Below are 25,869 nucleotides of genomic sequence, written 5' to 3'. Positions count from 1 at the left end.
TTACTAAACTAAGACCAAGAGTCCCCGGGGCAGCTTAGCAGGCCTCTGCCTTATGAATAGACCGAACGAAGGAATGTAAGCGCAAATGACGCTAAGAGACATGGGAGGGTACGTCATCATAAGTTTCGCAGAGATCTATTGTGCATCACATAGTGGACAAAAATAGCTAATGATTTCCATTAGTTTTAGCGAAGCATACGCTCAATTTACTAATAAAAACCAGAATTTCAATACTCTGTTTAAAAGTAGAATAAAAAAATAAATTCCCTAATATACCGAGTGGTGCAAACCGTTGATACATCAATGTTTATAGAGGGAGGTTAGTCGAACAAGGAATTAGGTACCAATACCCTGAATTCTGATATTTCGAGATTCAGAAATTAGAGGTTTGATTTTGTTATGTCCTGCTTATGTAATTCCATATATGTTTAAAAACCGATTTAAGCAAAAGGAGCTAATACCTGATACTTTCAATTTCAGCAATATGACACTCAGCAGAAAATATGCGGAATATATTTGGGATTTTGATGTTATGAAATAATGAAAAGATATACCAGAGATGTCCTAATATTCCACGGTGATGCAGACAATATGCAACAACTACTTTTTCTTCTGTAGAACTAGTCGTTCTACCTGGAGCAGGCCATATGCTTACAATGGATTATGAAGAGAAGGTCGTCAGGATGACACTGGATTTTATCTAAGAAAGATTGGTTAGTATTTAAGAGTCTTTGTTAGTAGAAAAATCAATATAAAACTTGTGTTGGAGTGCATTTTAAGGATTATAGTGAGCAGATTATTGAAAATAAATTAAAATAGAAAATTAAAATATACCCTTGACATGGAGTTCACTCCAGCTGTTATAGTTTCGTAAGTAAAGGAGGACAAACATATGATGATCTCAGAAGTAAGTGAAAAATTTGGCATCTCACTTGATACCCTACGTTATTATGAACGAATTGGTCTAATTCCTCGAATAACCCGTAACTCTAGAGGGCAACGGGAGTACACAGAAGAGGACTGTCAATTGATTCAAGGAATTTTATATTTTCGTGAAGCAGGCATGTCGATAGAGTTGTTGCTAGAATACATGAAAATGGTTCATCAAGGAGATGAGACCATTCAAACAAGAAAGGAACTGTTAATCGAACAAAGAGACAAGTTGGTTAAAAGAATTAATGAGCTTCAGAAACCCTTGGAACTTTTGAAGCGGAAAATTGAGAATTATGAACGTTCGGTCGTAATAAATGAAAAAAAGATGAAAAGAAATATAGAAGATTAAAGTAATGAAGAGAGGAGCTAAATATGAATAAACAAAATAATAATTTACTTATACTCATATTGACTATAGGAGTTTTTGGAATTTTAACTACAGAGATGGGTGTCATTGGAATATTGCCTGCCATAGCTGAGCAATTTGATATAAGTGTATCTAGAGCAGGGCTGCTAGTGAGTCTCTTTGCGTTGGTTGTTGCAATATCTGGACCTATTATGCCGTTATTATTTTCAGGAATAAATCGTAGGACGGTCATGCTACTTGTACTTGGTATTTTCATTATAGGTAACATTGTCTCAATGTTTGCATCTAACTTTACTGTTTTGCTAATCGCTCGTGTCATTCCAGCCTTTTTTCATCCAATATATTGTTCATTGGCTTTGACAGTAGCTGCTACGTCTGTTAGCAGGGAAGAAGCTCCAAAGGCTGTATCTAAAGTGATCATGGGAGTATCCGCAGGCATGATACTTGGTGTACCAATCACAAATTTTATTGCTAATCAAACTTCCATACAAATGTCGATATTATTCTTTGCCATCGTAAATATTATTGCCTTCTTAGCTACATTAATATTTGTTCCCTCCTTACCTGTTAACGAAAGACTTTCTTATGGAGCTCAGATGAGTGTATTGAAAAAGCCAATTGTTTGGTTAGCCATTGCTACAGTGATATTTTTAAATTCAGGAACTTCGAGTATTAATACCTTCATTACCGAGTATCTTGAAACCATTACGAATATCTCGGGGAACACTTTAACTTTTGCGTTATTTTTATTAGGGGTAGCAAGTCTTATTGGAGCCTTATTAGGTGGAAGGATGCTTTCTAGAAATGCCGTTAAAACTGCCATATCTTTCCCAATCGTATTAGGAATCGTTCATTTATTGTCATTCATAACAGGGAAGTCCATTGGACCTATGATGATAACCATTTTATTGTGGGGGATATTATTCGCTATATCAAATAGTGTTAGTCARTATTGGATTACTAATGCGGCTCCAGAAGCTCCTGATTTCGCAAACGGATTGTTTTTATCGTGTGGTAATATAGGAGTAACAATCGGTACAGGAATAGGTGGATTAATTATTTCAGGAATGGGTACGCAATATATAGTATTAGGAGGATTATTATTCTTACTATTGGGCTTAGCATCTATTGTTCTGAGTCGTTACATGTTCAGTGATAGAACAGAACGAGCTGCCATTTAGGCAGCTTTTTTTTCATTGATATAAGTTCGGAGGTTAGTTAGTTTGTGAAAAAAGTATTCGTTCTTAGTTAGTAAAATCGTTTTTTTATATTTTCCTGGTGTTACCAAACTAAATTAAAGGTGTTTCTAAAATTGTGTAAATATTAAATCAATTAAGTACCCGATATTTTGAATGACTAGAACAAAGTTTATTAATTATTATTACGAAAAAAACAGCCATGTTCATATCTGGCTGTTGAACTTCCTCACTTTAATTGTTTTTTGTAGTAATTATAATATTCTCTCTACTAATTCTCCCAACTGTTTTGCCATAACACGAGGAGGATGAGGCAATGTGCAGATTTGGTCTTTATATAGATGGGGGAATCGAGGATTAAATATTTTTGCCCCCTTAATACTAAGGTTCTTTTCGAATTAATATAAATGGTCTGTGTAATGGACTGAAAAAAATGAAATTTTCTATACACGCTTTGATCCTTTTAGGCGGTATCTATGGTATTCATGAAATATTTATAGTTGGTACACAAAGGTATTTTTCGAAAATAGTAGGAATGCCATACATCATTTTTTCAACAGGGGCATTTGTTTCATGTATAACGTCTTTAAGACAAAGCTGATCGATAATAGCATTCTTTTCAGGATAATTTTAAGACTATTCGCTTCAAATAAGTAGACGTTTTTCCCTACTTAAGACAAATCACAAGTTGTTCTCGAAAGGGGGATTTAATTTGAAGAAATTTATTGTTTGTTATACCTTGGATAATGATATTAAACGAGAAAAAATAATAAAAGGGCCAGATGTAAAGAAGGAAGACGTTCTTAAAGATGTATTGGATAAGATAGTACGAAGTAATTACTTTATTGCGAAAACCGACCAAGGAGAGTATAGGATAAATTCTTCCTTAATACGTTATATTCAGGTTTTGAGTGAAATGCACTGTTTTTAATACCATACTGAATATTAATGACTAGTGACTAAATAAAAGGTTATTTGCATAGTTTTCTTAAATTTTGTTGATTAACTTGAATATGGGAGAGAAGATTAATGTCAGAAACGTATCGTTCACGTCAGGAACGAAAACAAGTGGAAAAAACAAAACAAGATCAAACAAAAGGTAAAAACTCCCCTAAAAGAAGGTCTTTCTTGAAAAAAGTTTTACTTTGGTGTTTTCTGTTATGGGTTATTTCAATTGGAATAGGGGCAGTAACGGTTGCGGCAATGATTAAGGATGCACCTAAAATAGATGCTTCAAAACTTGTCGATCCGCTTTCTACCAAATTATACGATAAAAACGGTAATTTCCTTTACGAATATGGTAAAGAAAAGCGGACAAAAATTAAGTATTCTCAAGTTCCACAAATGTTGGAACATGCTTTCCTTGCCACGGAGGATGCACATTTTTATGAACACAATGGCATTGATATAAAAGGAACTACGAGAGCAATCTTCAAGAACCTAAAAGGGGATTTCGGATCTCAGGGCGGAAGTACGATAACACAGCAGGTCATCAAGAACTCCTTTTTGTCACCTCAGAAAACAATAAAGCGAAAGGTACAGGAATGGAGCTTGGCCTATCAGCTTGAGCAAAAGTATTCTAAACATCAAATCTTGATGATGTATTTAAATAAGATCTACCTTGGAGACGGGGCATATGGTGTAGCAGCTGCCGCCAAAAATTACTACGGAATCGATGTCGATGATCTAAATAAATTAACGCTTCCGGAGGCCGCTATGTTAGCGGGGCTCCCACAGAGTCCAAGTTATTACGATCCCACTGAACCGGAACATGTGAAAGCTGCAACAAATCGTCGTAATAATGTTTTAAAAGCTATGTATAAACAAGGGTATATTACGAACAAGCAATTGGAGGATGCAAAGAAGGTTCCAGTTACATCAGGACTTGTTCCAAAAAAGAAACAACAAGGAATGCCGTACGAGGCGTTTTTGGACGCTGTTGTAAAAGAAGTTGAAAAAAAGCAGAAAAATGTTGATATCAGTTCGGATGGATTATCTATTTATACGACGCTAGATCCAAAAGCTCAGACCTTTGCGGATAAAATAATGAACACCGATACGATTATTTCTTATCCAAATGACAATTTTCAAGGAGCCTTCGTATTTTTAGATACAAAAACAGGAGAAGTTCGAGCTATTGGAAGCGGTCGAAACCAATATAAAGCTTCCTTCCGAGGCAACAACTTTGCGGTTGATATCAAACGTCAACCAGGATCTACTTTCAAGCCAGTCTTTGATTATGGTCCTGCTATTGAAAATTCAAAATGGTCTACAGCACACCAAATTAATGATCATGAGATAACCTACTCAAATGGTCAATCTATTTCTAACTGGGATCATCAATATCACGGAATGTTGTCTATTAGAACAGCACTTCAATGGTCATACAATATTCCAGCACTCCTTACCCTTCAAGAAGTAGGAATGGATAAGGCACAAAACTTTGCAGAAAATCTGGGTATTACTTTTAATAATAATAAGGTGTACGAATCATATGCGATTGGAAGTAATACGGTTAATCCATTAGAGTTGGCAGGGGCATATAGTGCTTTTGGAAATAACGGTGAATATAATACACCACATTTTGTTCGTAAAGTTGTCTATCCTGATGGCAGAGTTGTTAATTTTACTCCAAAGCCAAAACGTGTTATGCATGATTACACAGCTTATTTGGTGACGGATATGTTACGGACAGTCGTAAAATCTGGTACAGGGAAAACTGCAAATGTTCTTGGACAAGATGTGGCTGGAAAAACTGGCACAACCAATTTTGACAGTAAAACCAGAGCACAATATGGATATCCAACCGGTTCGGTAAACGATAGTTGGTTCGCTGGTTATACACCGCAATACACTATGGCGGTTTGGACTGGATATACTAAAAATGGTCCAGGTAATTATATGGATGGAAATACAACTAAAATCTCGCACCAAATGTTTAAGGTCATGCTGGAAGCGTTTGGAACAGACCAAAGCAGATTCCAGCAGCCTAGTGATGTATACCAGGTGAATAATGAACTGTTCATTAAAGGTGCAAATCCTGAAGAAGCTCCACAAGTTACAAAAAATAATATAGATAAACCATTTGAAATTGGTGAAAATAAAGAGGATAAAAAACATAAACAAGAGGAAGAGAATCATAAACAGCAAGAGGAAAAGAAACACAAACAAAAGGAAGGGAAGCATAAACAACAAGAGGAAAAGAAACACAAACAAAAGGAAGAGAAGCATAAACAACAAGAGGATAAGAAACACCAACAATAAAGATTTTAAGGATGGGATTGAATTGGTTCCATCCTTTGTTTAATTCACAAAAGAAATGTGAAGGTCTCTACTTAAACGATAGGGTGCTTTACTTCAATAAGGGAGGTTGCTGAGGCAGCCTTTTTCTTATGGAACTAGAGAGGTAGTTTAGTTGAAAAAGCTTAGTTTGAACACACAGTGAATGACCTTTGCTTTCATAATATGACTGTATGGATATGTGCAATACAGTATCTCAGTTTCTTTGGACTGTGTTTTAAAATAATGTAAGTTGCTCATAATTTTCTTTTAAAACTATTTGACGAAGGAAACTTATTAATAAAGGTCGTTAATGTTCCTGGTTGGAATCTTATATGACACTCCACACAAGTAATCTTAACAAGAGTGCACTCTGCAGAATTACTTGCCATAAATGTTTCTCCTTCTACAAAAAGATCAACTGTAAATGAAATAGCTCCAAAGGCTATCTTCAAAAAATCACTTATTTCTTTTTCAAACTATGATTAACCTATAAAGGAATTTTTTGACACTTTTTGAATTTCTTTAGGTAAGGTTCAATGAAAGGTGGAAAACAATGAAAATAGCCAGTTCTCCTATCAATAGTAAAATAAACAATGTTTTTATTCATGTTAATGATTTAAGGAAATCAGTTGAATGGTATTGCAATCTCCTTGGCATCTCGCGAAATAATGACTCTGTAGAATCACCTGTTTACAATATTCCTGTAACAAGTGAAACTGGATTAACTTTAGATGACCATACGTTTGATCCTAATTTTATATTTAAGCCATCCAATAATGTCTTATTTAATTTMAACGCAAAAGATATAGACGAAGCTTACCAATTTATCAAGAGTAATAACATAGCCATTGTTAAAGAAATAGAGCGTATTGGAAGTTTTGCTTATTTTAACTTTCAAGACCCAGATGGTAATGTACTTATGATTTGTAATGGTTAATGTTCTTAGGGAGTAGCCAGCTCACTACTCCCTTTACTTAAGTTTTTTTCGCACTTCCTTTTAACTTCACAGTTTGTGTCAACTCTGCAATAAGGCAGGAAAGTCAAAAGCCAGTTATAGTCCTCGAAAAAATCCATATAATAATAAAGATGAAACTAAATTAGATTGTTTTATGGGTTCAAGATTAACAGGACAGGCTGCTATAAATTTAAACTGGAACTTTAGTGGTTTTGAATTAGATAATTCCTATTTAAAAAAAGTTTCGAAAGCCTTGCATAATGATACCGTAAGCTAAATAGGTTTTTGCTTTATACCTCCTGAAGACACATATATTATGTTTGTATGTCTCATTTTTATCTTTGGTTCATTCACAGTTAGAACATGGCTATGTTACTTGCGACTTAGAAAGCGTTATGATTTAATTTGTAACCTAAAATTTCAAAAAACAGCCCACCCTTTAAAGTTTGAGCTGTTTTTGGATTTCTATCTATTGATTGTTGAAATTATTCCTGTGAAGTAGTATTGGAGAGGTACACTGATAATATTGAATATTTACAGTGAGATGGTATTGGAGTTGGATAAGCATGTATGTTTTATTACATAATTCATATAGGATCTTCACTAGACTTAGAGCTTAGTAATAGTGAAAAAATTAAGCACAAGGCGCTGGCCGAAAGAAGAGAGCATCTGTAAACTACACAGATGCCCTCCTGATTTTCTCCAAGATCCATTATTAATCTCGTAATTCTGTACAATGAAGTATTTAATCTACCGGACGATCATCAAAATCATAGTCTACCGTGCCAGGAGCTACACGAGCATTTGTTAATGCCGGAGTTTCCGGACGGGCAATTTGATACACACTGGCACCGACAATTTCAGCTGCTTGCTGCAATTTTTCTTTCGATATCTTATCCAGTGTATCTGTAGGCTGGTGATACCAAGGCTCTACAGGGGAATGGATAAACAAGGCGGATGGAATGCCAAGCTCATGGAATGGTTGGTGGTCACTCCTGCCCAGCTGTCCATAAGGAATCGCAACATCCATCGTTCTGGCCCCTGCTGAGGAACCCAGGTCCGTCACAAGGTTTTTCATTCCATCAATGGTATACATAATCAAACCACCTGCAGGATTATCCTCGCCAGCATCACGTCCGCCTATCATATCCATTTGGAAGTGAGCCACCATGCGGTCTACATCCTCTTTGGGAAGGGAATCAGCATAGAAGGATGATCCAACGAGCCCTCTTTCCTCAGATCCGAACGTGAGGAAGCGAATTTCAGTGTCAATTGGGGTTTTGGCCAGGATCCTTGCCAGTTCCAGCACAGCTGATACACCAGAAGCGTCATCGTTTGCACCAGGGCCGCCCGGGACAGAATCATGATGGGCTCCAACAGTCACGATTTGACCATTATCCTTATTGGCTTTTGGTTTTAGGGAAGCGATGACATTGTAGGATGTCTTTTCGATTCTTTCAGCTTTTCCCACTTCCAGAGTGGACGTGATTTGTTTAGTTTTAAGCTGTTCGACCAACTCTAACCCTTGGGCTTGGGTAATGGCTATAGCAGGTATATTTTGCCCCGCTGATACTTGTCCGAAATTATTTCCTGATGGTGAGTTGTTGTACATTATAACGCCAACCGCTCCTTTATTTAGGACATTCTGAACCTTTTCAACAAAGGTAATGTCCCCACGTTCAATTAGTGCAATTTTCCCAGATACATTTTCTCCAACTTCCTCTGGCTTTGCTTTTCCAACATTAACAAGTTCGGCCGTTACCTTTCCGCTGATACTGCCGCTAAGGGCACGCGGTGTTCCTCCTAAATCACTGTCACCAATTTTCACTTTTACATTTTGCACCGTATCATAGATGGGAAAAGGCTGAACCTTTGTTTCGAAACCAAGACTCTTAAACTGACTTTCTATGTATTTGACTGCACGGAGCTCCCCTTCTGTACCAGCAGCTCTCGGTTGCTCTGATAGATAGGCAATCGTATTATACATATTGTCCGCACTAATTTTTTTGATAACTTTGTTATCAAAAGCTGTGTCAGACTGGGCATTTATTGCTCCGCTAGTTTGTGCAAATACTGTACCGGTTGATAGAACCATACCCGCAGCTAATAGTACTGTTAGTGATTTTCTATACATATAATCCCTCCTTATTCATAATCTTCCTAATTATGTATTTAACTGAATAGTTTGTAAATGAGTCATTAGTCTTTAAATTCCGAACATCAATCGGTTTCTGACACCCGCTCTCCCTTAAGATTATGCGCAAAGAAAAAGCGATCCTTCTTAATGAAGAATCGCATCATGTACTGAAGCCATCAATATATTGTATTGTAAAAAAATGATCAAACATTCAAATCTATCAACCTCATTTTAACCTAACTTTTGAAAAGCAATACCGTTTAGTCCAAATGACAATTTGAAAAAGATAGGGAATCCAATTCTTTCTGGACTAGAAAATCTATGAACGATCTTGGAATGACTTCGGATAAATCATGTAAGAAATCAGTCCGTATTGTCGATAAGGGAGTCCGCTGACAAAACGGGGATATTATACGTTAAGTAATTTTTAGTCTAAAAAGTCGATTCACTTAATATTCACTTTTATTATTGATTTTACCATTTCCTAAAATATTCTAATGTTCAAACCTTCACAAATTGTTCACAACAACAATGAAAACGCTTACGATTTTCATTGTATAATATATATATCCTAATTGATTTCATAGTTTTGCACCAATTATCATACAATTTTAAATAAATAATTGAATAGACAGAAAGGAGATAATCAGGTGATCTTAAAATCGTTGAAAAAAAAGGGCATAACGACCATCATTTATAATAAAGAAGGAGTATTAAAAACATGCAAGGGTCAATTGCATAAACTTAACCTTAATGAACAAACCCTTTACTTAAAGGATGAAAATCAAAAGATCTTCTCTATTCGTTTATCTCGTATTATGGAAATCTATTAATTTAATTGCTTTCAATTAACATATTTAAATTACAATATATTTATTAATCCCGAATCTTTAGTATATTACTAAAGGTTCTTTTTTCATATATGGAAAGCTGGTCAGTTTAGCATTCCTGTAGTTAGTAATTTTTCAGTTTTGAAAAAAATGGGGCACCTCATTTCCGGATTGATAAATATAGTTCTTATACTTTATAGATGGCAGTATCCTTCGTGTGGAATTCCTCAAAATGGTGTCCGTAAGAAAGGCTGGGACGATTAACTATGGAATGTATGGAGTGATTATATAAAAAAATTAATATTTATATGAGATAATTTTCGGGTTTGTTTCCCCAGGAAATAATCGTCTTTATTGTCAAGTTTTCTATAATTACCTAAATTAAACGCAATTTACTTCACAAGAGCGGAGTAGTTGGGTTTCGTTACTATTTAATTCCAATCACTAATCTAGTTCCTACAGCTTCAGTAATAATGGATGTCAGATTATTAATTTTGAGATTACGTTCGGTAAATAAAAGCCTAATCGCTTCCACTGAAGAAATTGGAATTCCCCTAATAATTAACTATCAAAGAATCGTTAAAATTAACGAAACGGCGAAGACGCTTAATTGTTTCATTAAACTTTAAAGTGGTAAATAGATAGTATCAAACTAGCAGGGAGGTATTAAAATGAGAGTTCTGGTAATAGGAACAGAGGACATGACCGGAGAGCACGTTGTAAAACAGCTGGCAGACAGGCACCATAACCCGGTAGCACTGGTAGGAGCAGAAAATAAAGTTGAGGAAATGGTTAAACTTGGGGCACGAGATGTAGTTTCTTTGGAAAAAAGGGATTTTTCCAGTGCCTTTTCGGGCTGTGAAGCTGTGATCTACCTGAGTGGCGCCAGTCCCCGGACTGGGGAGGGCAAACCAATACTGGTTGACCATCAGTCAGTAATAGACTCAGTTGAGGCTGCTAAGAAACATGGGGTGAAGCGCTTTGTTCTGATGAACACCATGCGAGCAAAAGAAATGGAGAGCAAGAATTCTAGTACAAACGATGTCAAGTACCACTCAGAAGAGCTACTAAAACAGGAAAAGCTTACATATACGGTCATACGGACAAGTATGCCTGTGGATAAGCCGGGAATAGGTAAAGTTGAAGCTGGACCATCAATTGTGAATGACAAAGGCGAGATACCAAAAGAGGATATTGCTTCTGTATTGGTCAAAGCGCTGGATACTGAAGCAGTATTTAATAAAACGTTCCATGTAACTTCTGGCGAAATTCTGATTGATGAAGCACTCCAAAGATTATAGATAACTCGAGTAACTTGTACAAAAATAAGAAGCAAAGGGTGATAAAATGTCCAAGTTAAAAAATTACCTTCCTACAGTTTTAAAAGGATCTGCGGTTTTAGGGACAGTTGCGGCCGCAGCGTACTTTTACCGAAAGGATGATACACAAAAACAACATTCAATCCTGAGGAATTTCCCCCTAATCGGCAGAATTAGATACATGACAGAGCAAATAGGACCTGAACTTAGGCAGTATTTATTTGAAAATAATAATGAAGGCACCCCTTTCTCAAGAAAGGAATTCGAGGATGTTGTAAAAGCAGGAAAATATAAGGAGCGTTTAATCGGATTTGGATCGGAACGTGATTTCAATGAGGCTGGATACTATATTCGAAATAGTATGTTTCCCAATCTCCGGGAAGAATTGAGAATAGATAATAGCCAAAAAATCAATACAAAGGTATATGAAGTAGATGAGGAAGGTCTATTGACCAGAAAGGAGAAGCGCGAAGATAGACAAATAGAACCCTACTTTTTACGAGACGAGGATGCTGTCATAATCGGAGGGGATACATGCCGGAATCCCTTTAAATTAAAGGGGCTCGTAGGACAATCTGCAATGAGCTACGGAGCACTCGGTGAGAATGCCATCACTGCACTGTCGAGAGGATTAGGGCTTGCAGGAGGAACATGGATGAATACTGGTGAAGGTGGTCTTTCCAAATACCATCTCTCCGGAAATCCCGACATCATGATGCAAATCGGTCCGGGACTGTTTGGAGTAAGGACACCAGGTGGGGAGTTCTCCTGGGAAGAATTCAAGAAGAAAAGTGAAATCGAGCAAGTAAAGGCATTTGAAATTAAGCTGGCACAAGGTGCCAAAATCAGAGGTGGGCATATTGAAGGACAAAAGGTGACAGAAGAAATTGCCCAAATCCGCCTGGTAGAACCTGGCCAAACGATCAATAGCCCTAATCGGTTCTATGAATTCAAGAATTTTAATGAATTGTTCGAATTTGTGGAAAGAATGAGGGATGTAGGCGGAAAGCCTATCGGTATCAAAATTGTTGTGGGGGATCTTGATGCACTTGAGGAAATGACGAAAACCATGAGAGATACAGGTAAAGGGCCGGATTTTATCACGGTGGATGGCGGGGAAGGCGGAACTGGTGCAACCTATCAGGAGCTTGCAGATGCAGTCGGACTCCCAATTATGTCAGCCTTGCCACTTGTAGATGAGATGTTAAAAAAATATGGTGTACGAAACCGGGTCAAGCTGATTGCATCAGGCAAGCTGACTTCTCCAGATAAAGTGGCGGTCGCTTTAGCAATGGGGGCAGATTTAGTCAATATAGCCCGCGGTTTTATGATTAGCGTTGGCTGCATCATGGCTGAAATCTGCCATACAAATCATTGCCCTGCAGGAGTAGCCACAACTGATTCAAAGTTGCAGGAAGGTCTGGTTATTGAGGAAAAACAATACCGAGTCGCCAATTACGTGATTTCCCTCCGCGAGGGGCTATTTAACCTTGCAGCTGCCGCAGGTATAGATACTCCGACCAAATTTGAACGAAAACACATCGTTCACAAGGATGAGTGGGGAAGAGTTTCCCCTGTCCGGGACATCACCCTCACTCCCGAAAAAGTGGAGAAGTTAAGAAATAAGGAAAAAGTGGAGAAATAGCTTGGCGGGATTTTTATTTTTATTCTATAGAAGAAACTCGTCAAAAAGGTAAGCCTTTGCTCAATGCAGCAAAGGCTATTTAAGTGCGTCCGGCATTGGTGCAATGTATAGGGGGGAGCAAGTCTCGAATCATGAAGTCAGTAGTAATGATTAGCTTAACGGATGGGTGTCTGAGTATTCAAATAAAATAGAGGTGAAAGTTAAAAATATCTAAGTTTCAAGGAAGGATTGTTTACAAATGGAAAATGAGCTCGTCTAGTTTCATCTTCTGAGACCCGTGAGATAGTAAAAGTAACAGAAAGACCAGAAGTCATTTTAGCGGGGGGACTTCCAGGTTCAGAGCTGTTTCCTGTAGAAGCGCTTAAAGTTGGTGCAATATTGTATTGAATGAAGAGGGAGCCGCATTTCTTCAATATATATGTGCGTGTGAATGACCCCGTGAACTATACCCGTTGATTTGGATGGGGCAAAAGGAGAGAGCCGAATCAGGCATCAAGATTAATCTTAACCCTAGGGTGAAGTTGCTTTACGACTTTAAGAATATAAGTATATGGATGTTTCCCGCAAGCTTCCGAAAGGTAACTGGCAGGAAGTCATCCGATTGGCAGGACAGAAAGTGGGCTGGAAAGTCTTAACCGATTTTTATTTCAGGTTAGAATTGAATTAAAAAATGGAATGTTACTTTTTCAAATACAGGGGTCTTTATTAGTTACGAAAAATAAACAACCAAGGGAGAAATCTAATTGGTTGTTTATTTTTTATTTGGCTCCTTTCGCAAAGATTGTTGTTTTTAAACGAAACTATTTAAGGTTGATTGGAGCGGAAGTGCGAGTCTCCTGCGGGTGCAGCGGGACAGGTGAGACCCCACAGGCGTTTACGCCGAGGAGGCTCACCGCCCGCCCCGCGGAAAGCGAGCATCTGGAGGGGAAATCAACCACACCGCACTACTTGGTAAATAGCAACAAAGTATGCGAAAACAGCCTTAATTTTTTAGTAGCTTCCTTGGCCGATATAACCTTTTGTACAAACTTTCTGTCATTTTTGTACCCTATTCTGTCCAAGGTGAATGCAAAATACATTCACAGAAATTTTTATTTTTATATTCCGGTCTAAAATATTCAATAATATCTTCCTTCATATTGCCAAAAGTAGTTTCTGGCTTATGCTTAAAGCCCTCATAAAACGCTGGAATAATGTCTTTTTTGAAATTGTTACGTGGGAAAGCCTTTATAATTTCTTCACGTAAGTCGTCAGGGAATTGTTCAAAGCCATCTCCCATCACATCTAAACCAACACCTGAAAAGAGTAGTGCCACTTCAGCTTCCTTATGTTCTGCAACGCCAGGTGTCGTATGTAATGCAATAGCATCCCATACAAGACGAATCGACTCATCTGGAATTTGATACTGCTGTAAAAAGCTCCTCGCAGCATTTGCACCGTCTACTTCAAATCGTAAATCTGGACTGCTGAACTTTTTTGTTAAACCTAAATCATGGAATAATGAACTAACATATAGCAACTCTAAATCATGATTCTGCTTCGTCTTTTTTCCGTTGACTGCACCAAATAAAAATACACGATTTGAATGATTCCACAACAAGTCGTCCCCATGCTCGCGTAAAAGATCTGCTGCTTCTTTAGCCAATTGAGAATCTGGAATTTTAATACCTGCTACTTCTTGAAACATAATTGAAAATCCCCTTTACAATTTGATTATGAACTTGTTTTCATTGTAAAGAGGAATTTATCATTTATCTATCCATTCATTTCTATGATAATAATAGATAAAAACTATAATATAGAACTTTTTAAAGAAGCTATCTCATCTTTTTCTGTATGAAAACGCAGCCTTTCGATTTCACATAATAATAACTCGATATACTTACGTGCCGCATAATTGATAAAACGATTCTTTTTCATCACGAGATAGACAGATCTAGTCAAAGTTGGTTTTTCAATACGTTGGAAAAATAAATCCTCTGTATCATAAAATTCATATAATGTACGCGAAACAAAACTGCGGCCAACCCCATTTCGAACGAGCTTCAAGATAGATTCAATGCTAGACGTTTCGACGATGGGTTCTAACTGCCTGCCAACCTCATGACTCGTTTTATCAAGTATTTTTCTGCATTGATGGATATTTGGAAATAAAATAAGCGGACTGTCTAAAACATCGGAAAATGAAGCCTTCTGCTCTCCAGTACTTTGATTACTAATCAGGTAAAATTCTTCATCATACAACTTCGTCACCATCAACATATCATCACGATTGAATTCAAAACCAATACCAAAATCTGCTTGATTCTCTAAAACAGCCTTTTCCACTTGATCAGTACTTTGAACAAACACTTTTATGTTTGGATATAATTGGTTGAATTTAATACACAAAGTGGATACCAAATCAGTTATTTCTCCTGGTAACACGGCAATTTTCAATTCCCCGATTTCTACTTTTGTAAGTGCTCTAATTTGAGAAGATATACTTTGTAAGGAATTTTGAATATTCAATGCTTCTTGTTGTACGATTTCCCCCACCTTAGTAAGTTCAATCTTCTTACCAATACGGTTGAATAGTGCATAGCCCACATCTTGTTCAAGCATTTTAATTTGATGGCTTAAAGTTGGTTGCGAAATTCCTAATTTTTCAGCTGCTTTTGTAAAATGCAGTTCTTTACTGACCATTAAGAAATATTCTAAATGTCTTATTTCGATACTATTTCAATCCTTTCTAATGAAAATAATTAAATCTGTATGCTTCCAATAAAATAATCTAGTTATTAAGTTACTTTATTTGAAGGGATTATTCCATAATTTGGCCCGATTGCTGGATATAATTAAAAAACACCATTAGGCTATTTGTTATTTTGGTTCATAAATACCTCTCTATGATTTGGATAACGGGCCTGGTTAAACAGAAATCATGTCTAATTACTGATTAAAATTGAAGTCGTAATTAATTCACTAAATGAAAGTTTATATACTCAAAATAATAGGTCATCATTATATGAAAATTGTAATCATTATTGACATGTACAATTAATAATAATTGTACCTTTTTAGATGTCAGTTTACATAATAGAATATTTCCTATAATACTTAAAATTTGAGATAGTCGAAAATTGAAAAGACTTTATAAGGAGGAGCTAAATCATGTATATACCTAAACATTTTCAACTCAAGGATGAAGAAATAATTTATGATTTTATCGAAAAGTACAGCTTTGCCACTTTATTTTCTCAACACAATGGAGAACCATACGCTACCCATCTTCCACTCACATTAAATAAAGGTGAAAGTGCATTATATGGTCATTTTGCCCGTCCAAACGAACAATGGAAGGATATAGAATACCAAAAAGTTCTTGCGGTTTTCCAAGGTCCTCACTCTTATATATCTCCTTCTTGGTATGAAACAACGATGGCAGTTCCTACTTGGAATTATGTCTCTATCCATTTATATGGAAAGATGGAGATTGTCGAAGATCAAAAAGTCATATTCGATTCCCTGAATGATATGGTAAAAAAATATGAAAGTCCAGATAGCCCATACAATTTAATTGATGTGGATTCCAGATTTATCGAAGGAATGAGTAAAGGGATTGTAGCATTTAAAATAAAAATCACAAAAATTGAAGCGAAAGCAAAATTAAGTCAAAATCACCCTGTGGAACGGCAAGAATTAATTATTAAGAATCTAGAAAACACTTCTCAACAAGATAATATACAAGTAGCGTCTCTTATGAAGAAGAATCTACAAAAATAAAAGTTATTCGACATTGTCTTGTTCAACTGATGTGGTAGATTTGTTAAAAAATTAAGCCTAATTTCAGATCGAAATTAGGCTTAATTTTTGATCTACAGCTGCCACTTAATTTCATCGCAATTAAAAATTAAGGGACCTATGAAGATTATTTATCGGTGCAGCACCAAACATTCAAATAAAACAGCTACAATTCATTCTTTCAAAGAATGGTGGAGTTATTCTTTGAACCATGCCTTCTTTAAGAGTTTCACACCCACATCGATTTCATTGGAAGAAAGATTATTGAAACCTAGTTTAACCATTGGTCCGTCGGTGTTATATTTAATGAAGTAGAGGGACGTAGGATACACAGTAACTCCATGTGAGGAAGCTTGTTGAATTAACCATTCTTCTGTATGCTTCAGATGTACTTTKACTAATACGTACAAACCAGATTGTTCACCAATAATGGATATATTTTGACCGAATTGCTCTTTTAAAGCGGATACTAAGTGCTGCATTTTTCTTTTATAAACAAGGCGCATGCGTTTAATATGTCTACTCCATTCTCCCTCTTCCATAAATTTAGCCATTGTAAGCTGGCTAAGCAGGGAGGTAGTAGCTTCAAAATGAAGAAACTGATTTTTATAACGATTTAAAAGTGGCTGTGGCAAGACCATATAACTTAAACGAATTCCTGGAAGAAAGGACTTCGAGAAATTCCCTAAATAAATGACTCTTGCTGAATCAATGGAGGCAAGAGCAGGAAATGGTTTTTGTGTATAGCGAAATTCACTATCATAATCGTCTTCGATAATATATCCACGCATCTTGTTAACCCAATGAATAATCATTTGCCGTTGTTGAATAGACATGCTTACTCCAATTGGACTTTGATGGGAAGGGGTTACATAGATTAATCGTGATTTCATTTGATCTAATTTTGAAAGTTCAGCACCTGTTTCATAAACCGGCAAAGTTTCAAACATAAAACGATGGAATTGAAAAGCTTCCCTGGCACCGTCGTAACCAGGGTCTTCAACTATAATACTCTGGAATTCATCCTTCAGTATATGTCCCAGGTAAACAAGCATTTGTTGGGTACTGCTTCCGATAATAATTGCATTTGCATTTGTTTTCACTCCGCGTGATTGGAATAAATATGTGGAGATTTGTTCGCGCAGGCATTCTTCCCCAAATGGTTCCCCGTATCGAAAGCTATCCTGTAATGTTAATACTTGATTAGCCATTCTCCTCCAAATTTTCAGTGGGAAATGTGTTTGATCAACGGCATCTGCCCTGAAATTAACTTCCGGAGGTCTCTTGGACCCAGTCTGCTTTTTAACATAAGAGATTAAGGGTTCCTGAAATATACGGGGTTCTAACTCGTTTGCAAAATATCCTTTTCTGCCCTCTCCACGAATATACCCTTCAGCAACAAGTTGTTCATATGCCAGTAAAGTTGTATTGCGGCTTACATGTAATGAATCTGCAAGTTGACGAATGGAGGGTAATTGCTCATTTGCCAAAATGTCTCCTTGTTCAATATATGATTTGAATTTCTCATAGATTTGTTTGTATTTTGGGGCGTTATCATTGAACGTAAAAATGGTATTATTCATTTGCATTCCCTCTGACATGTATATTTGTTTAATATTGTACCTTTTTTTATGTCAACTTGTATAATAATATTTTTTTATCGGATATTTATTTTGAAAATTCAAATACAAGTTGAAAGGAAGATTATTGTGTACATTCCTAAGCAATATCGTATGAAAAATGAAGAAGCAGTTCAAATTATGAAGTCTAACCCGTTTGCCTTATTGATTACCGTTAAAGAACATCGTCCCTTGGCTACTCATATTCCTTTGGAAATTCGCGAAGATGAAGGGAAAATCTATGCGACTGGGCATATTGCATACGGAAACATGCAGAAAAAGACTTTAGACAATAATAGTGATGTGTTACTGATTTTTCAAGGGCAGCACGCTTACATTTCATCAAGTTGGTATCAGTGCGAAGAGGTTCCAACATGGGACTATCTAGCTGTACATGCGTATGGATCAGCGCGTTTAATCACTGAAGACGAGCTGATTTTCTCCTTGGATACTATGCTTAATCATTATGAGGGTCACCGAGAAAATGGCCGGACCTGGGAAACGTTTGATCCAGAGTTGCTTAAGAGTGAAATGAAAGGAATAGTGGGCTTTGAAATTGAAATCACATCTATTCAAGCTGCAGCCAAAATGAGTCAAAATCGCAATGACACCGATTACAGAGCGATTATTACAGAGCTTGAAAAATCAAATGAACAAGGGGAAATTCAGGTTGCGCAATGGATGCGAGAGCAAAGGAAAGGGTCAATTGAATGATTGGCATATTACTAGGGTTTGCTATGGCACCCCTAAAAAAAGCAAAAATGGTGTTTATCATTTAGGTAAGTCAAAACCATTCCTTATAGACAAGAGCTCATTATAAAACAGTTGGAACATATTCCTTTTCTAAATGAGCAACAAATCGCCTCCTTGATGAAAACGAACCTTAAAAAAGTGTAACTTTCACCATAAAGGAGGAGCCCAATAAATTTTGTGCCAAAATACAATAAGGAGTTGCTTTTTATGGAGTTTTCTAATATTTGGCTATTTGTAATTGCTGCTGCTACATTGTTAATAATACCTGGACCGGCTGTGTTGTATATTATGGCAAGAAGTATAGACCAAGGGAAGAAAGCGGGCATAGTATCAGTTCTTGGTGTATCACTTGGCGGTTCTGTTCACGTTTTAGCTGGAGCGGTTGGAGTTTCAGCGATCCTTATGACATCAGCAACAGCCTTTAATATCGTTAAATACTTGGGTGCTGCTTATCTTATCTATCTGGGGTGCAGGACTTTATTTTCTACATCTGATCGAACGACTTCAGAAATTCCAAAARCCCCTAGCAAAAAGTTAGTAAAGATATTTTACGAATCTGCGCTCGTGGAAGTAATGAATCCTAAGACAGCACTCTTTTTTTTAGCCTTCTTTCCGCAATTCATATCACCTTCGGCAGTATCAGTCACCATACAATTTTTACTTTTAGGAATTATATTTATTATCCTAGCTTTTATTAGTGATGGTCTGTATGCAGTACTCGCAGCAAGTATTAGAAAGCGGATTCTGGGTAGTGAAGTGAATTCTAGGTTGCAGAATCGGATAACTGGTTATTTATATATTGTTCTAGGGGTATTCTCCGTCTTTGCGAGCCCCTCCAAAACATAAGAGTGTGTGATGGAGTTTATTGGTAATGATTCAAGAAAAGATGGCTGAAGTAATGAAAACAGATAGAACTACAGTAGCCAGCGCAATAAAAAAGTTAGAAATGAATGAATTTTAAAACAAGAGTAGGTGAAAAGGAGAACAGAAAAAAACTATTCCAAAAAGTAAAAGGAACAGAAATATATAAGCAGATATCGTTGTGGTGGATAGGCCCATTATTGGACACTTTTAGATTTGGTTTTATTGATTCTATCTTGGGTTGCGGAAGAGGAACAGGATTATTTTTACCAAACGGTCTTCGAAGAGTTTAAAAAGTGTTTGTACAAGGGTTAAGAAGGAGGAATGACTGCAGTTAAAGCCATTGAGGAATTAGACCTGAAAAAACAACATGTATAAGTTGGGTAAAAAAGTTAGATTTTAGGTGTGTTCTTTCATTAGCGACATGTATTTAAAAAATGACTAACGATTCAAGTCGTTAGTCATCAACTTCCATATCACACCGATTACGGAAGATGGAAACGATATAAAAGAAGCTGCAAAAAAAAATGATATATCAGTTACTTTACAAAGAAAAATATCTAGCTTGTGTCACTTCGCCCTTTTTATTCACGGGCATTATTATCAAGAATCATCTTCACTGCTTCACTAACCGTCTCAACGACATATGCTGCTTCTTTTTTGACATCTTCATGGGCATGTGACATCGCAAAGCTATTTGGTGTTAGTTTAAACATAGGGATGTCATTAAAAGAATCCCCTATGCATGCGATTTCTTCGGGCTTGAGTTGCAAATGTTTTAAAAGGATTAATAAGGCATTTCCTTTACTGATGTTTTTCGGCATAATGTCAAGACAGCCTTCTTCAGAAACGAAAGTATCCACATCTTCGTGAAAAACATCTTGAATTGCTTGCTGCATTTCCGATATTACCTCATGATGGCCCAATACCGTAATTTTAGATGGGGCAAGAGATTTGCCAATTGCCTTTACCATGTCGCCTTCCTCCTTAATCGGAAAGAAAAAGCGTTCCTCGATTTTCCTAATGACATCATCTATTTGTGCCACAAAGTTGGTGTTATCGGAACAAATGATTGTGATGTTTCGATCTGAACAAGTCGATTCATAAAGCCTTTTTGCAAGCTCGTGTTCAAACGTTTGCGAATGAAGAGAAACGTGTTCATTGGTTATGACAAACGCTCCGTTTTGGCTCACGCGGTGGTACTGGTCTCCAATGACCTTAGCCACTTCCATAATTTCGTTGTCCATTCTTCCTGAGGCAAGACAGATGTCTACATCATGTGCCCGTAATTTTTTCATTGCCTTAACGTCCTGCGGAGCCACTTGATTCTTTTTATCAATTAACGTTCCATCTAAATCACTTACTAACATTTTAATCATCCTTAAACTCCTCTCGTTGAAAAACAATTCAAATTGGTCAATGTCTTTAAATTCATCAGCTGGAAAATAATCAGTTATTATCCAACTCTCTCCCACTGATAGAAAGTTTTTATTCTGTATCTGTAACTAATACTTCCACACCCTGTTTTTCTATGAATTTATATAAATTATTGGGCATTGAATGATTGGTAATAATGGTATCAATGGATTCAAATGTTAAAGCTCTGTAATTCTGTCGATGATTGTGTTTTGTATGGTCTATCAATAAAAAAACTTGATCAGCATGCTTTATCAATTCCCTCTTATAGTGAATATCTTCTTCAGATCCATAATAAATGCCGTCTTCCGTAATACCTGCCGCTCCAATAAATACCTTATTGAAATGGTAATCTTTTAGTTTTTCGATGGAGGAAAATCCTGTGACATGTCGAGTTGATTTATTTAAAACTCCTCCCAAAAAGTGTATGGTTGTATCTTCCGATTGAGCCAATTCATAAGCACTATCAATTGAATTGGTTACAATGGTCACTTGTTTCGCTTTTAAGAATTCAGCTATAAAATTGACTGTGGTTGAAACATCTAAATAAATCATTTCATTATCCGTTATCATACTTGCAGCTTTTTTTCCAATTAATTTCTTTGTTTCTGATTCGGTGTTTGATCGATAGCGATAATCATCTATTTTTTTATGAAATGATTGTAATGCAACTCCACCATGAGTTCTAACTACCATTTCTTGCTTTGTAAGCTCCACTATATCCCTTCTTGCAGTATCACGAGAAATATCAAATGATTCACACATCTGTTTGATGTTCATTGTTTTATAAGTTTCTAAATAGTTAAGGATTCTTATCAATCGTTCTTCTTGATTCATTTTCAACCTCCTTAACATAACCATAAGTCATTTTAAGTAAAAAATAAAGTGGTTATAAGTAAAAAATCTAAAAATATACTCATCATAAGTCATTTTAAGTCAATAGTATAGATTGCTAGTATAACTTTTCGGGCACATCGTAGTTAACAAACACGCATTTCAAAGTACGAAGCCGGATTAAAATCTCTCTATAAATAAGGAATTTTTATTAAACGTTTCGTAAAGACTGGCTAGTAGAAGAGAGCCGTTTGAAATTCCAGCGGATTTCAAAGAATGGTCAAACCAAGGTGGCAACGTTTTGATACTATTGATAGATATCGAAATTCATTCACCAATGAGACTATGCCGATAAGGAAAAATTGAAGATCTTGAGAAAGTGGAGTGGAACGTAGCCGTGGACGGTCTTGGTAAAGCGGAGGCCCAAAGGCACAAGGTACGACTGAAGCGGAAATTATCTGTTAAAAGGGGTAGCCAGAGGCAGTAGTCACAGAAGATCGCTGAAGCCTTTGAACAGTTTGGGCAGGCTGCCGTAATGGACTTGATTTTGAAAATGCTGCCGGCATATATGCAAAACAAGTGGCAAGCAAGCCCGCTTAGTAATATAGACAAGATCACTGTAGTGGATACAGGCGGAAGCGGTGCAAATGGAGGGGCTAATTAAGTGATTGGGTATGCAACGGATTTAATGGCATCCTTGCAGGATTCATTAAAGGCATCTCCTGGAATTGATGTCAAAAACCTGCTTGAGAATTTCTCAGAAAAACTAAATTTACCTTTTGCCACCATCAGCCAGGAGAATGTCGAAGCGAGCATGAATAGGGAAGCGAGCAAAGAAAAAATAGCAGGGGGGAATAAAATGAAGAAAGGTAAGGGCACTTATATGCTCTTACCCTTTTTGAATAGTGCTCGTTTAAAAAAGGTGGGATCAATTTATCAGACCTTTTATACTTAACAAATATGTTCGTCATATTCGGTTTCCAAGTAACAGCATCCTTAGTTTGTGGGGGATAATAACGAATTTAAAGTGAATTATTTGTTTTGGTATTAGTTTTTTTTGTGCAACGGGTAGTTGCACATTTGCGGGAAACTGAAAGATACGATTGGATAACAGTCTAATATCAGTAATAAAGGGAGCTTGTTTAAAAACAAGCTCCCACTTACAATAAATTATTGGTTCTACAAGGTTGTATTATTTTTTTATTCCAAGAAATCCTCGGTCGAAATTACATTGGCATACATACCGTTAAGTGCGCTGACAAAGGCATAATGGACCTGTTCAGCTGGAACGACCTTATCTTGATAAGATAAGTCCCTTGTCGCACATGCATCTTCAATAAGAGTAGTTTCAAAGCCTAAATCCACTGCAGCTCTGACTGTGGCATCAATGCACATATGCGTCATCATACCTACAATCACTAGCTTTGTTACTCCTTTTTCTTTTAATTTGCTTTCTAATTCAGTCTGTAAAAAGCTGTTGGGGAAATGTTTTATAATAATGCTTTCGTGTTCTAATGGTAGAACAGCTTCATTCAGTTTAACTCCATCCGTATTCGGAAGAAAAAAGCCTAACCCAGGATCACTAGCGATATGCTGGACATGAAAAATACTATCTTTGTTATTCTGCCTAAACCATTCAAGAACTTTAGCAGTATTAGCGGCTGCTTTTTCAGGGTTGCTTAATTCCATCTTTCCATTTGGAAAATAGTCATTTTGAATATCGACAATGATTAAAGCTGTGCTCATTTTTTCCACCTCTTTAAAAAATTTTAGTACAATATAATGATAAATGATATATTGATTTCTATCGATACTTTGATGAAACACTTTTATATCAAAGCATTTCATGGTGAAAGGAATTTATTATGGAACTTGATAACATTGATTTTCAAATCCTTCGGTTATTATCCGAAAATTCACGTATTCAGTGGAAAGACTTAGGTGAACAAATTCATATGACGGGACAAGCAGTAGGAAATCGGATTAAAAAACTTGAGGAAAATGGAGTAATTAAAGCCTACTCACTAATAGTCGATGAAATGAAATTAGGACTTTCTTATACAGCATTTGTCATTATTTATATGGAAACAGCAAACCATGATTCGTTTATACGGTTTATTAATGATAGAAATGAGATAGTTGAAGCTCACCGAGTATCGGGAGAAGGTTGTTACCATTTAAAAATAAAAGTTAACTCTCAAGAACTATTGAATCTTTTTCTTAATAAAATTCTCGATTATGGGAACTATTCGTTAAATCTATCAATACAAGAAATTAAGCAACATAATCCGTTGACTGCCACAATTTAATAAATATATTTTTTTTAAAAGAAGATACTGTATTCCCAATCATCATGAATCGTTCCAGGTATGGGGATGTTCGACTGGGACAGTAGAAGTGGGAATAGTCTTTTTTAATATCATAGATTCGAAGGGAAAAGTAAAACGTTAGATGATTATGAGCTTGCTGATGTTGGTGTTGGAATTTGTTTACGTTAGTTACCGTAGTAGCAGGGTCTGCTTTCTTATTATTCCCTTAATCGTGAGGGATGTGGGTAAAAGCGGGAATCCGTCAGCAAAGAGGTGGCAAAGAGATATGGTGTAGACTTAAACAAGAGGGTAGATTGTTAACGAAGATGGTCCATGAACTTAATCTAACATGAAACCATACCCGAAGGTGGAAGTTAATTAATTTATCGAAGAAATATGGACAAATTACTGTTCTTATAAGCTGGTTACACACACTTTGTTTTTTACTAGGTTATCAAGTGAATGGATTGTACCTGTTCCATTTTGTTCATCTACGTGCTCAATGTAGTACTTTCCTGGTTGCAGGTTACGTTAGCCATAAGCAATTTCTTCTGCTCGTTTAGCTACCCCATTTGGTTTGCAACAGTTTTACTATTTGTTCCAATTTCCTTAGATATGATGTTTTATTAAAAATTACTGAACTAATGGGTCTTGCTTTAAAAAGGGAGGTTGCTGTGGCAGCCTTTTATGGAACAAAACGGGTTCAGCTTTTAAAAAAATAGGGCTCCTCAGTGAGATATGGGTAAGACACCACACTAACTCAAGACCCTATGAGGAACCCTAATATGAAGTTTAAAATGCAAGATAAACAAAATCAACTAAACGATGGAATTTCCATTGGAGTGGATATTGCCCAACAATTACATGTGCTAGAGCAGTGAATTCCCGTGGAATTGTAATCGTAGACCCATTTGCATTTGAAAATAATGAAGATGGATTTGTTGGTTTAATAAAATGGATGGAGGCAGCCATTGTGGGAGTGGAGCCTATAGTCATCACACACTAAGGTTATTGTATGTCTAACTCTTTGACAGTTTCGCCTTCAATTAACACTGGCTGATAATAGGTTTCGTTTGGTAAATCCTTCTTTCCTTGTAATTTCTTAATGACCCAATCAGCTGCATCATGTCCCATTTGTTCTTGTGGGTGTGTTAATGTCGTTAGTTTGATATTGGCATTTTTCGCAATATAGGAATTGTCCTGGCCAATAATTGATAATTGTTCGGGAATAGAAATATCGAGTTGTCTGCATACATTTACTACTTCCAACCCTACCTCGTCGTTATAACAAACAATGGCAGTCAACACGTCTCTATTTTCATTTAGGAACTCTTTCAAGTTCGTGTATAGGTCTAGCTTCGTTTCTGTAGTATACGAAAGCAATTGTTCTGGTTGAAAGCGTAATTTGGCTTCTCCAAGTGCTTTTATATACCCCTTCATTCGATACTTTCCTTGTAAGTCATCCATTTTAGCAATGAGTCCGATTTGGGTGTGTCCTTTCGAAATCAATTCTTTTGTTGCGAGGTAGCTTGACTGCACATCATCCAGGCAAAAGAAAGGAACCTCTAATTCTTCATAATAAGCGTTGATCATGATGAATGGAACCTCTTGTTCCTTAAATGATAGGTAG

General features: G+C 36.5%; 21 protein-coding genes and 2 pseudogenes. 15 read left to right on the top strand and 8 right to left on the bottom strand.

The features are described from left to right. Positions 1 to 892 precede the first annotated feature (892 nt). From AC1DVB_RS16150 to AC1DVB_RS16125, 6 genes are all read left to right on the top strand, one after another. Positions 893 to 1,282, top strand: coding sequence for a MerR family transcriptional regulator (locus tag AC1DVB_RS16150; protein ID WP_057277384.1), 390 nt, complete (start codon positions 893 to 895; stop codon positions 1,280 to 1,282). A gap of 23 nt (positions 1,283 to 1,305) precedes the next feature. Then, positions 1,306 to 2,481 (top strand): MFS transporter, encoded by a 1,176-nt coding sequence (locus AC1DVB_RS16145; RefSeq protein WP_477590000.1) that lies wholly within the window; start codon positions 1,306 to 1,308, stop codon positions 2,479 to 2,481. A gap of 727 nt (positions 2,482 to 3,208) precedes the next feature. Continuing rightward, entirely contained in the window at positions 3,209 to 3,427 is a 219-nt protein-coding gene (locus tag AC1DVB_RS16140; protein WP_057277386.1) for a hypothetical protein, read from the top strand. A gap of 137 nt (positions 3,428 to 3,564) precedes the next feature. Continuing rightward, the gene (locus AC1DVB_RS16135) at positions 3,565 to 5,760 is read left to right on the top strand and encodes a transglycosylase domain-containing protein (RefSeq protein ID WP_477589997.1); all 2,196 of its coding nucleotides are present in this window, start codon (positions 3,565 to 3,567) and stop codon (positions 5,758 to 5,760) included. A gap of 571 nt (positions 5,761 to 6,331) precedes the next feature. Continuing rightward, positions 6,332 to 6,715 carry a VOC family protein gene (locus AC1DVB_RS16130; RefSeq protein WP_477589995.1) on the top strand — a complete coding sequence of 128 codons (384 nt, stop codon included), beginning with the start codon at positions 6,332 to 6,334 and terminating at the stop codon, positions 6,713 to 6,715. A gap of 73 nt (positions 6,716 to 6,788) precedes the next feature. Next, entirely contained in the window at positions 6,789 to 7,010 is a 222-nt protein-coding gene (locus AC1DVB_RS16125; protein WP_377333033.1) for a DNA methyltransferase, read from the top strand. Between the two features lie 468 nt (positions 7,011 to 7,478). On the opposite strand, the gene AC1DVB_RS16120 is transcribed toward AC1DVB_RS16125, so the two are convergent. Then, the gene (locus AC1DVB_RS16120) at positions 7,479 to 8,867 is read right to left on the bottom strand and encodes a M28 family peptidase (RefSeq protein ID WP_377333035.1); all 1,389 of its coding nucleotides are present in this window, start codon (positions 8,865 to 8,867) and stop codon (positions 7,479 to 7,481) included. A 653-nt stretch (positions 8,868 to 9,520) separates the two neighbouring features. Here AC1DVB_RS16120 and AC1DVB_RS16115 point away from each other — a divergent pair. From AC1DVB_RS16115 to AC1DVB_RS16105, 3 genes are all read left to right on the top strand, one after another. Further along, a complete protein-coding gene (locus tag AC1DVB_RS16115; RefSeq protein ID WP_477589993.1) occupies positions 9,521 to 9,703 on the top strand; it encodes a hypothetical protein in 183 nt (60 codons plus the stop codon). Positions 9,704 to 10,371: 668 nt separating this feature from the next. Beyond that, positions 10,372 to 11,001, top strand: coding sequence for an NAD(P)H-binding protein (locus AC1DVB_RS16110; RefSeq protein ID WP_377333516.1), 630 nt, complete (start codon positions 10,372 to 10,374; stop codon positions 10,999 to 11,001). 46 nt (positions 11,002 to 11,047) lie between these two features. Next, positions 11,048 to 12,664 (top strand): FMN-binding glutamate synthase family protein, encoded by a 1,617-nt coding sequence (locus AC1DVB_RS16105; protein ID WP_252266819.1) that lies wholly within the window; start codon positions 11,048 to 11,050, stop codon positions 12,662 to 12,664. A 1,048-nt stretch (positions 12,665 to 13,712) separates the two neighbouring features. Here AC1DVB_RS16105 and AC1DVB_RS16100 read toward each other — a convergent pair. Beyond that, positions 13,713 to 14,351 (bottom strand): HD domain-containing protein, encoded by a 639-nt coding sequence (locus AC1DVB_RS16100; protein ID WP_095678905.1) that lies wholly within the window; start codon positions 14,349 to 14,351, stop codon positions 13,713 to 13,715. A gap of 104 nt (positions 14,352 to 14,455) precedes the next feature. Next, on the bottom strand, positions 14,456 to 15,373 hold the full coding sequence (locus AC1DVB_RS16095) for a LysR family transcriptional regulator (protein WP_255294622.1): 918 nt from the start codon (positions 15,371 to 15,373) through the stop codon (positions 14,456 to 14,458). 444 nt (positions 15,374 to 15,817) lie between these two features. Between AC1DVB_RS16095 and AC1DVB_RS16090 the strand changes: the two genes are divergently transcribed. Beyond that, complete coding sequence (locus tag AC1DVB_RS16090; protein ID WP_230137424.1) at positions 15,818 to 16,429, top strand: FMN-binding negative transcriptional regulator; 612 nt, start codon at positions 15,818 to 15,820, stop codon at positions 16,427 to 16,429. Positions 16,430 to 16,644: 215 nt separating this feature from the next. Here AC1DVB_RS16090 and pdxR read toward each other — a convergent pair whose 3' ends face one another. Beyond that, complete coding sequence (pdxR, locus tag AC1DVB_RS16085) at positions 16,645 to 18,030, bottom strand: MocR-like pyridoxine biosynthesis transcription factor PdxR (protein ID WP_095678908.1); 1,386 nt, start codon at positions 18,028 to 18,030, stop codon at positions 16,645 to 16,647. 90 nt (positions 18,031 to 18,120) lie between these two features. Between pdxR and AC1DVB_RS16080 the strand changes: the two genes are divergently transcribed. Next, on the top strand, positions 18,121 to 18,780 hold the full coding sequence (locus AC1DVB_RS16080; protein WP_318269839.1) for an FMN-binding negative transcriptional regulator: 660 nt from the start codon (positions 18,121 to 18,123) through the stop codon (positions 18,778 to 18,780). 246 nt (positions 18,781 to 19,026) lie between these two features. After that, positions 19,027 to 19,665, top strand: a complete 639-nt coding sequence (locus tag AC1DVB_RS16075) for a LysE family translocator (protein WP_477589989.1) — start codon at positions 19,027 to 19,029, stop codon at positions 19,663 to 19,665. A 599-nt stretch (positions 19,666 to 20,264) separates the two neighbouring features. On the opposite strand, the gene AC1DVB_RS16070 is transcribed toward AC1DVB_RS16075, so the two are convergent. After that, entirely contained in the window at positions 20,265 to 21,059 is a 795-nt protein-coding gene (locus tag AC1DVB_RS16070) for a Cof-type HAD-IIB family hydrolase (protein WP_095678912.1), read from the bottom strand. Positions 21,060 to 21,168: 109 nt separating this feature from the next. After that, positions 21,169 to 21,933 carry a DeoR/GlpR family DNA-binding transcription regulator gene (locus AC1DVB_RS16065; RefSeq protein ID WP_095678913.1) on the bottom strand — a complete coding sequence of 255 codons (765 nt, stop codon included), beginning with the start codon at positions 21,931 to 21,933 and terminating at the stop codon, positions 21,169 to 21,171. A 358-nt stretch (positions 21,934 to 22,291) separates the two neighbouring features. Here AC1DVB_RS16065 and AC1DVB_RS16060 point away from each other — a divergent pair. Then, a pseudogene (locus tag AC1DVB_RS16060) lies at positions 22,292 to 22,705 on the top strand (flotillin family protein); the annotation flags it as partial. Between the two features lie 425 nt (positions 22,706 to 23,130). Here the strand turns inward: AC1DVB_RS16060 and AC1DVB_RS16055 are convergent. Further along, a complete protein-coding gene (locus AC1DVB_RS16055) occupies positions 23,131 to 23,676 on the bottom strand; it encodes a cysteine hydrolase family protein (RefSeq protein ID WP_454861386.1) in 546 nt (181 codons plus the stop codon). 119 nt (positions 23,677 to 23,795) lie between these two features. On the opposite strand from AC1DVB_RS16055, the gene AC1DVB_RS16050 reads away from it, so the two are divergent. Then, complete coding sequence (locus AC1DVB_RS16050; protein ID WP_063575991.1) at positions 23,796 to 24,239, top strand: Lrp/AsnC family transcriptional regulator; 444 nt, start codon at positions 23,796 to 23,798, stop codon at positions 24,237 to 24,239. 785 nt (positions 24,240 to 25,024) lie between these two features. After that, positions 25,025 to 25,227: pseudogene (locus AC1DVB_RS16045) on the top strand (IS110 family RNA-guided transposase); the annotation flags it as partial. A 20-nt stretch (positions 25,228 to 25,247) separates the two neighbouring features. Here the strand turns inward: AC1DVB_RS16045 and AC1DVB_RS16040 are convergent. Further along, positions 25,248 to 25,869 (bottom strand): substrate-binding domain-containing protein (locus AC1DVB_RS16040; protein WP_477589985.1); only part of this gene is annotated, 622 nt, incomplete at its 5' end.

This window comes from Peribacillus sp. P4_D6 (assembly GCF_056401795.1).
Note: the sequence above shows the minus strand (reverse complement) of the source record. Positions and strands in the feature narration are given on the sequence as shown.

What these genes read in the sequence shown, in the direction of transcription:
- AC1DVB_RS16150 (WP_057277384.1), top strand. Translation starts at nt 893, where the DNA reads ATGATGATCTCAGAAGTAAGTGAAAAATTTGGCATCTCACTTGATACC.
- AC1DVB_RS16120 (WP_377333035.1), bottom strand. Translation starts at nt 8,867, where the DNA reads ATGTATAGAAAATCACTAACAGTACTATTAGCTGCGGGTATGGTTCTA.
- AC1DVB_RS16110 (WP_377333516.1), top strand. Translation starts at nt 10,372, where the DNA reads ATGAGAGTTCTGGTAATAGGAACAGAGGACATGACCGGAGAGCACGTT.
- AC1DVB_RS16105 (WP_252266819.1), top strand. Translation starts at nt 11,048, where the DNA reads ATGTCCAAGTTAAAAAATTACCTTCCTACAGTTTTAAAAGGATCTGCG.
- AC1DVB_RS16100 (WP_095678905.1), bottom strand. Translation starts at nt 14,351, where the DNA reads ATGTTTCAAGAAGTAGCAGGTATTAAAATTCCAGATTCTCAATTGGCT.
- AC1DVB_RS16090 (WP_230137424.1), top strand. Translation starts at nt 15,818, where the DNA reads ATGTATATACCTAAACATTTTCAACTCAAGGATGAAGAAATAATTTAT.
- AC1DVB_RS16070 (WP_095678912.1), bottom strand. Translation starts at nt 21,059, where the DNA reads ATGATTAAAATGTTAGTAAGTGATTTAGATGGAACGTTAATTGATAAA.
- AC1DVB_RS16065 (WP_095678913.1), bottom strand. Translation starts at nt 21,933, where the DNA reads ATGAATCAAGAAGAACGATTGATAAGAATCCTTAACTATTTAGAAACT.
- AC1DVB_RS16055 (WP_454861386.1), bottom strand. Translation starts at nt 23,676, where the DNA reads ATGAGCACAGCTTTAATCATTGTCGATATTCAAAATGACTATTTTCCA.
- AC1DVB_RS16050 (WP_063575991.1), top strand. Translation starts at nt 23,796, where the DNA reads ATGGAACTTGATAACATTGATTTTCAAATCCTTCGGTTATTATCCGAA.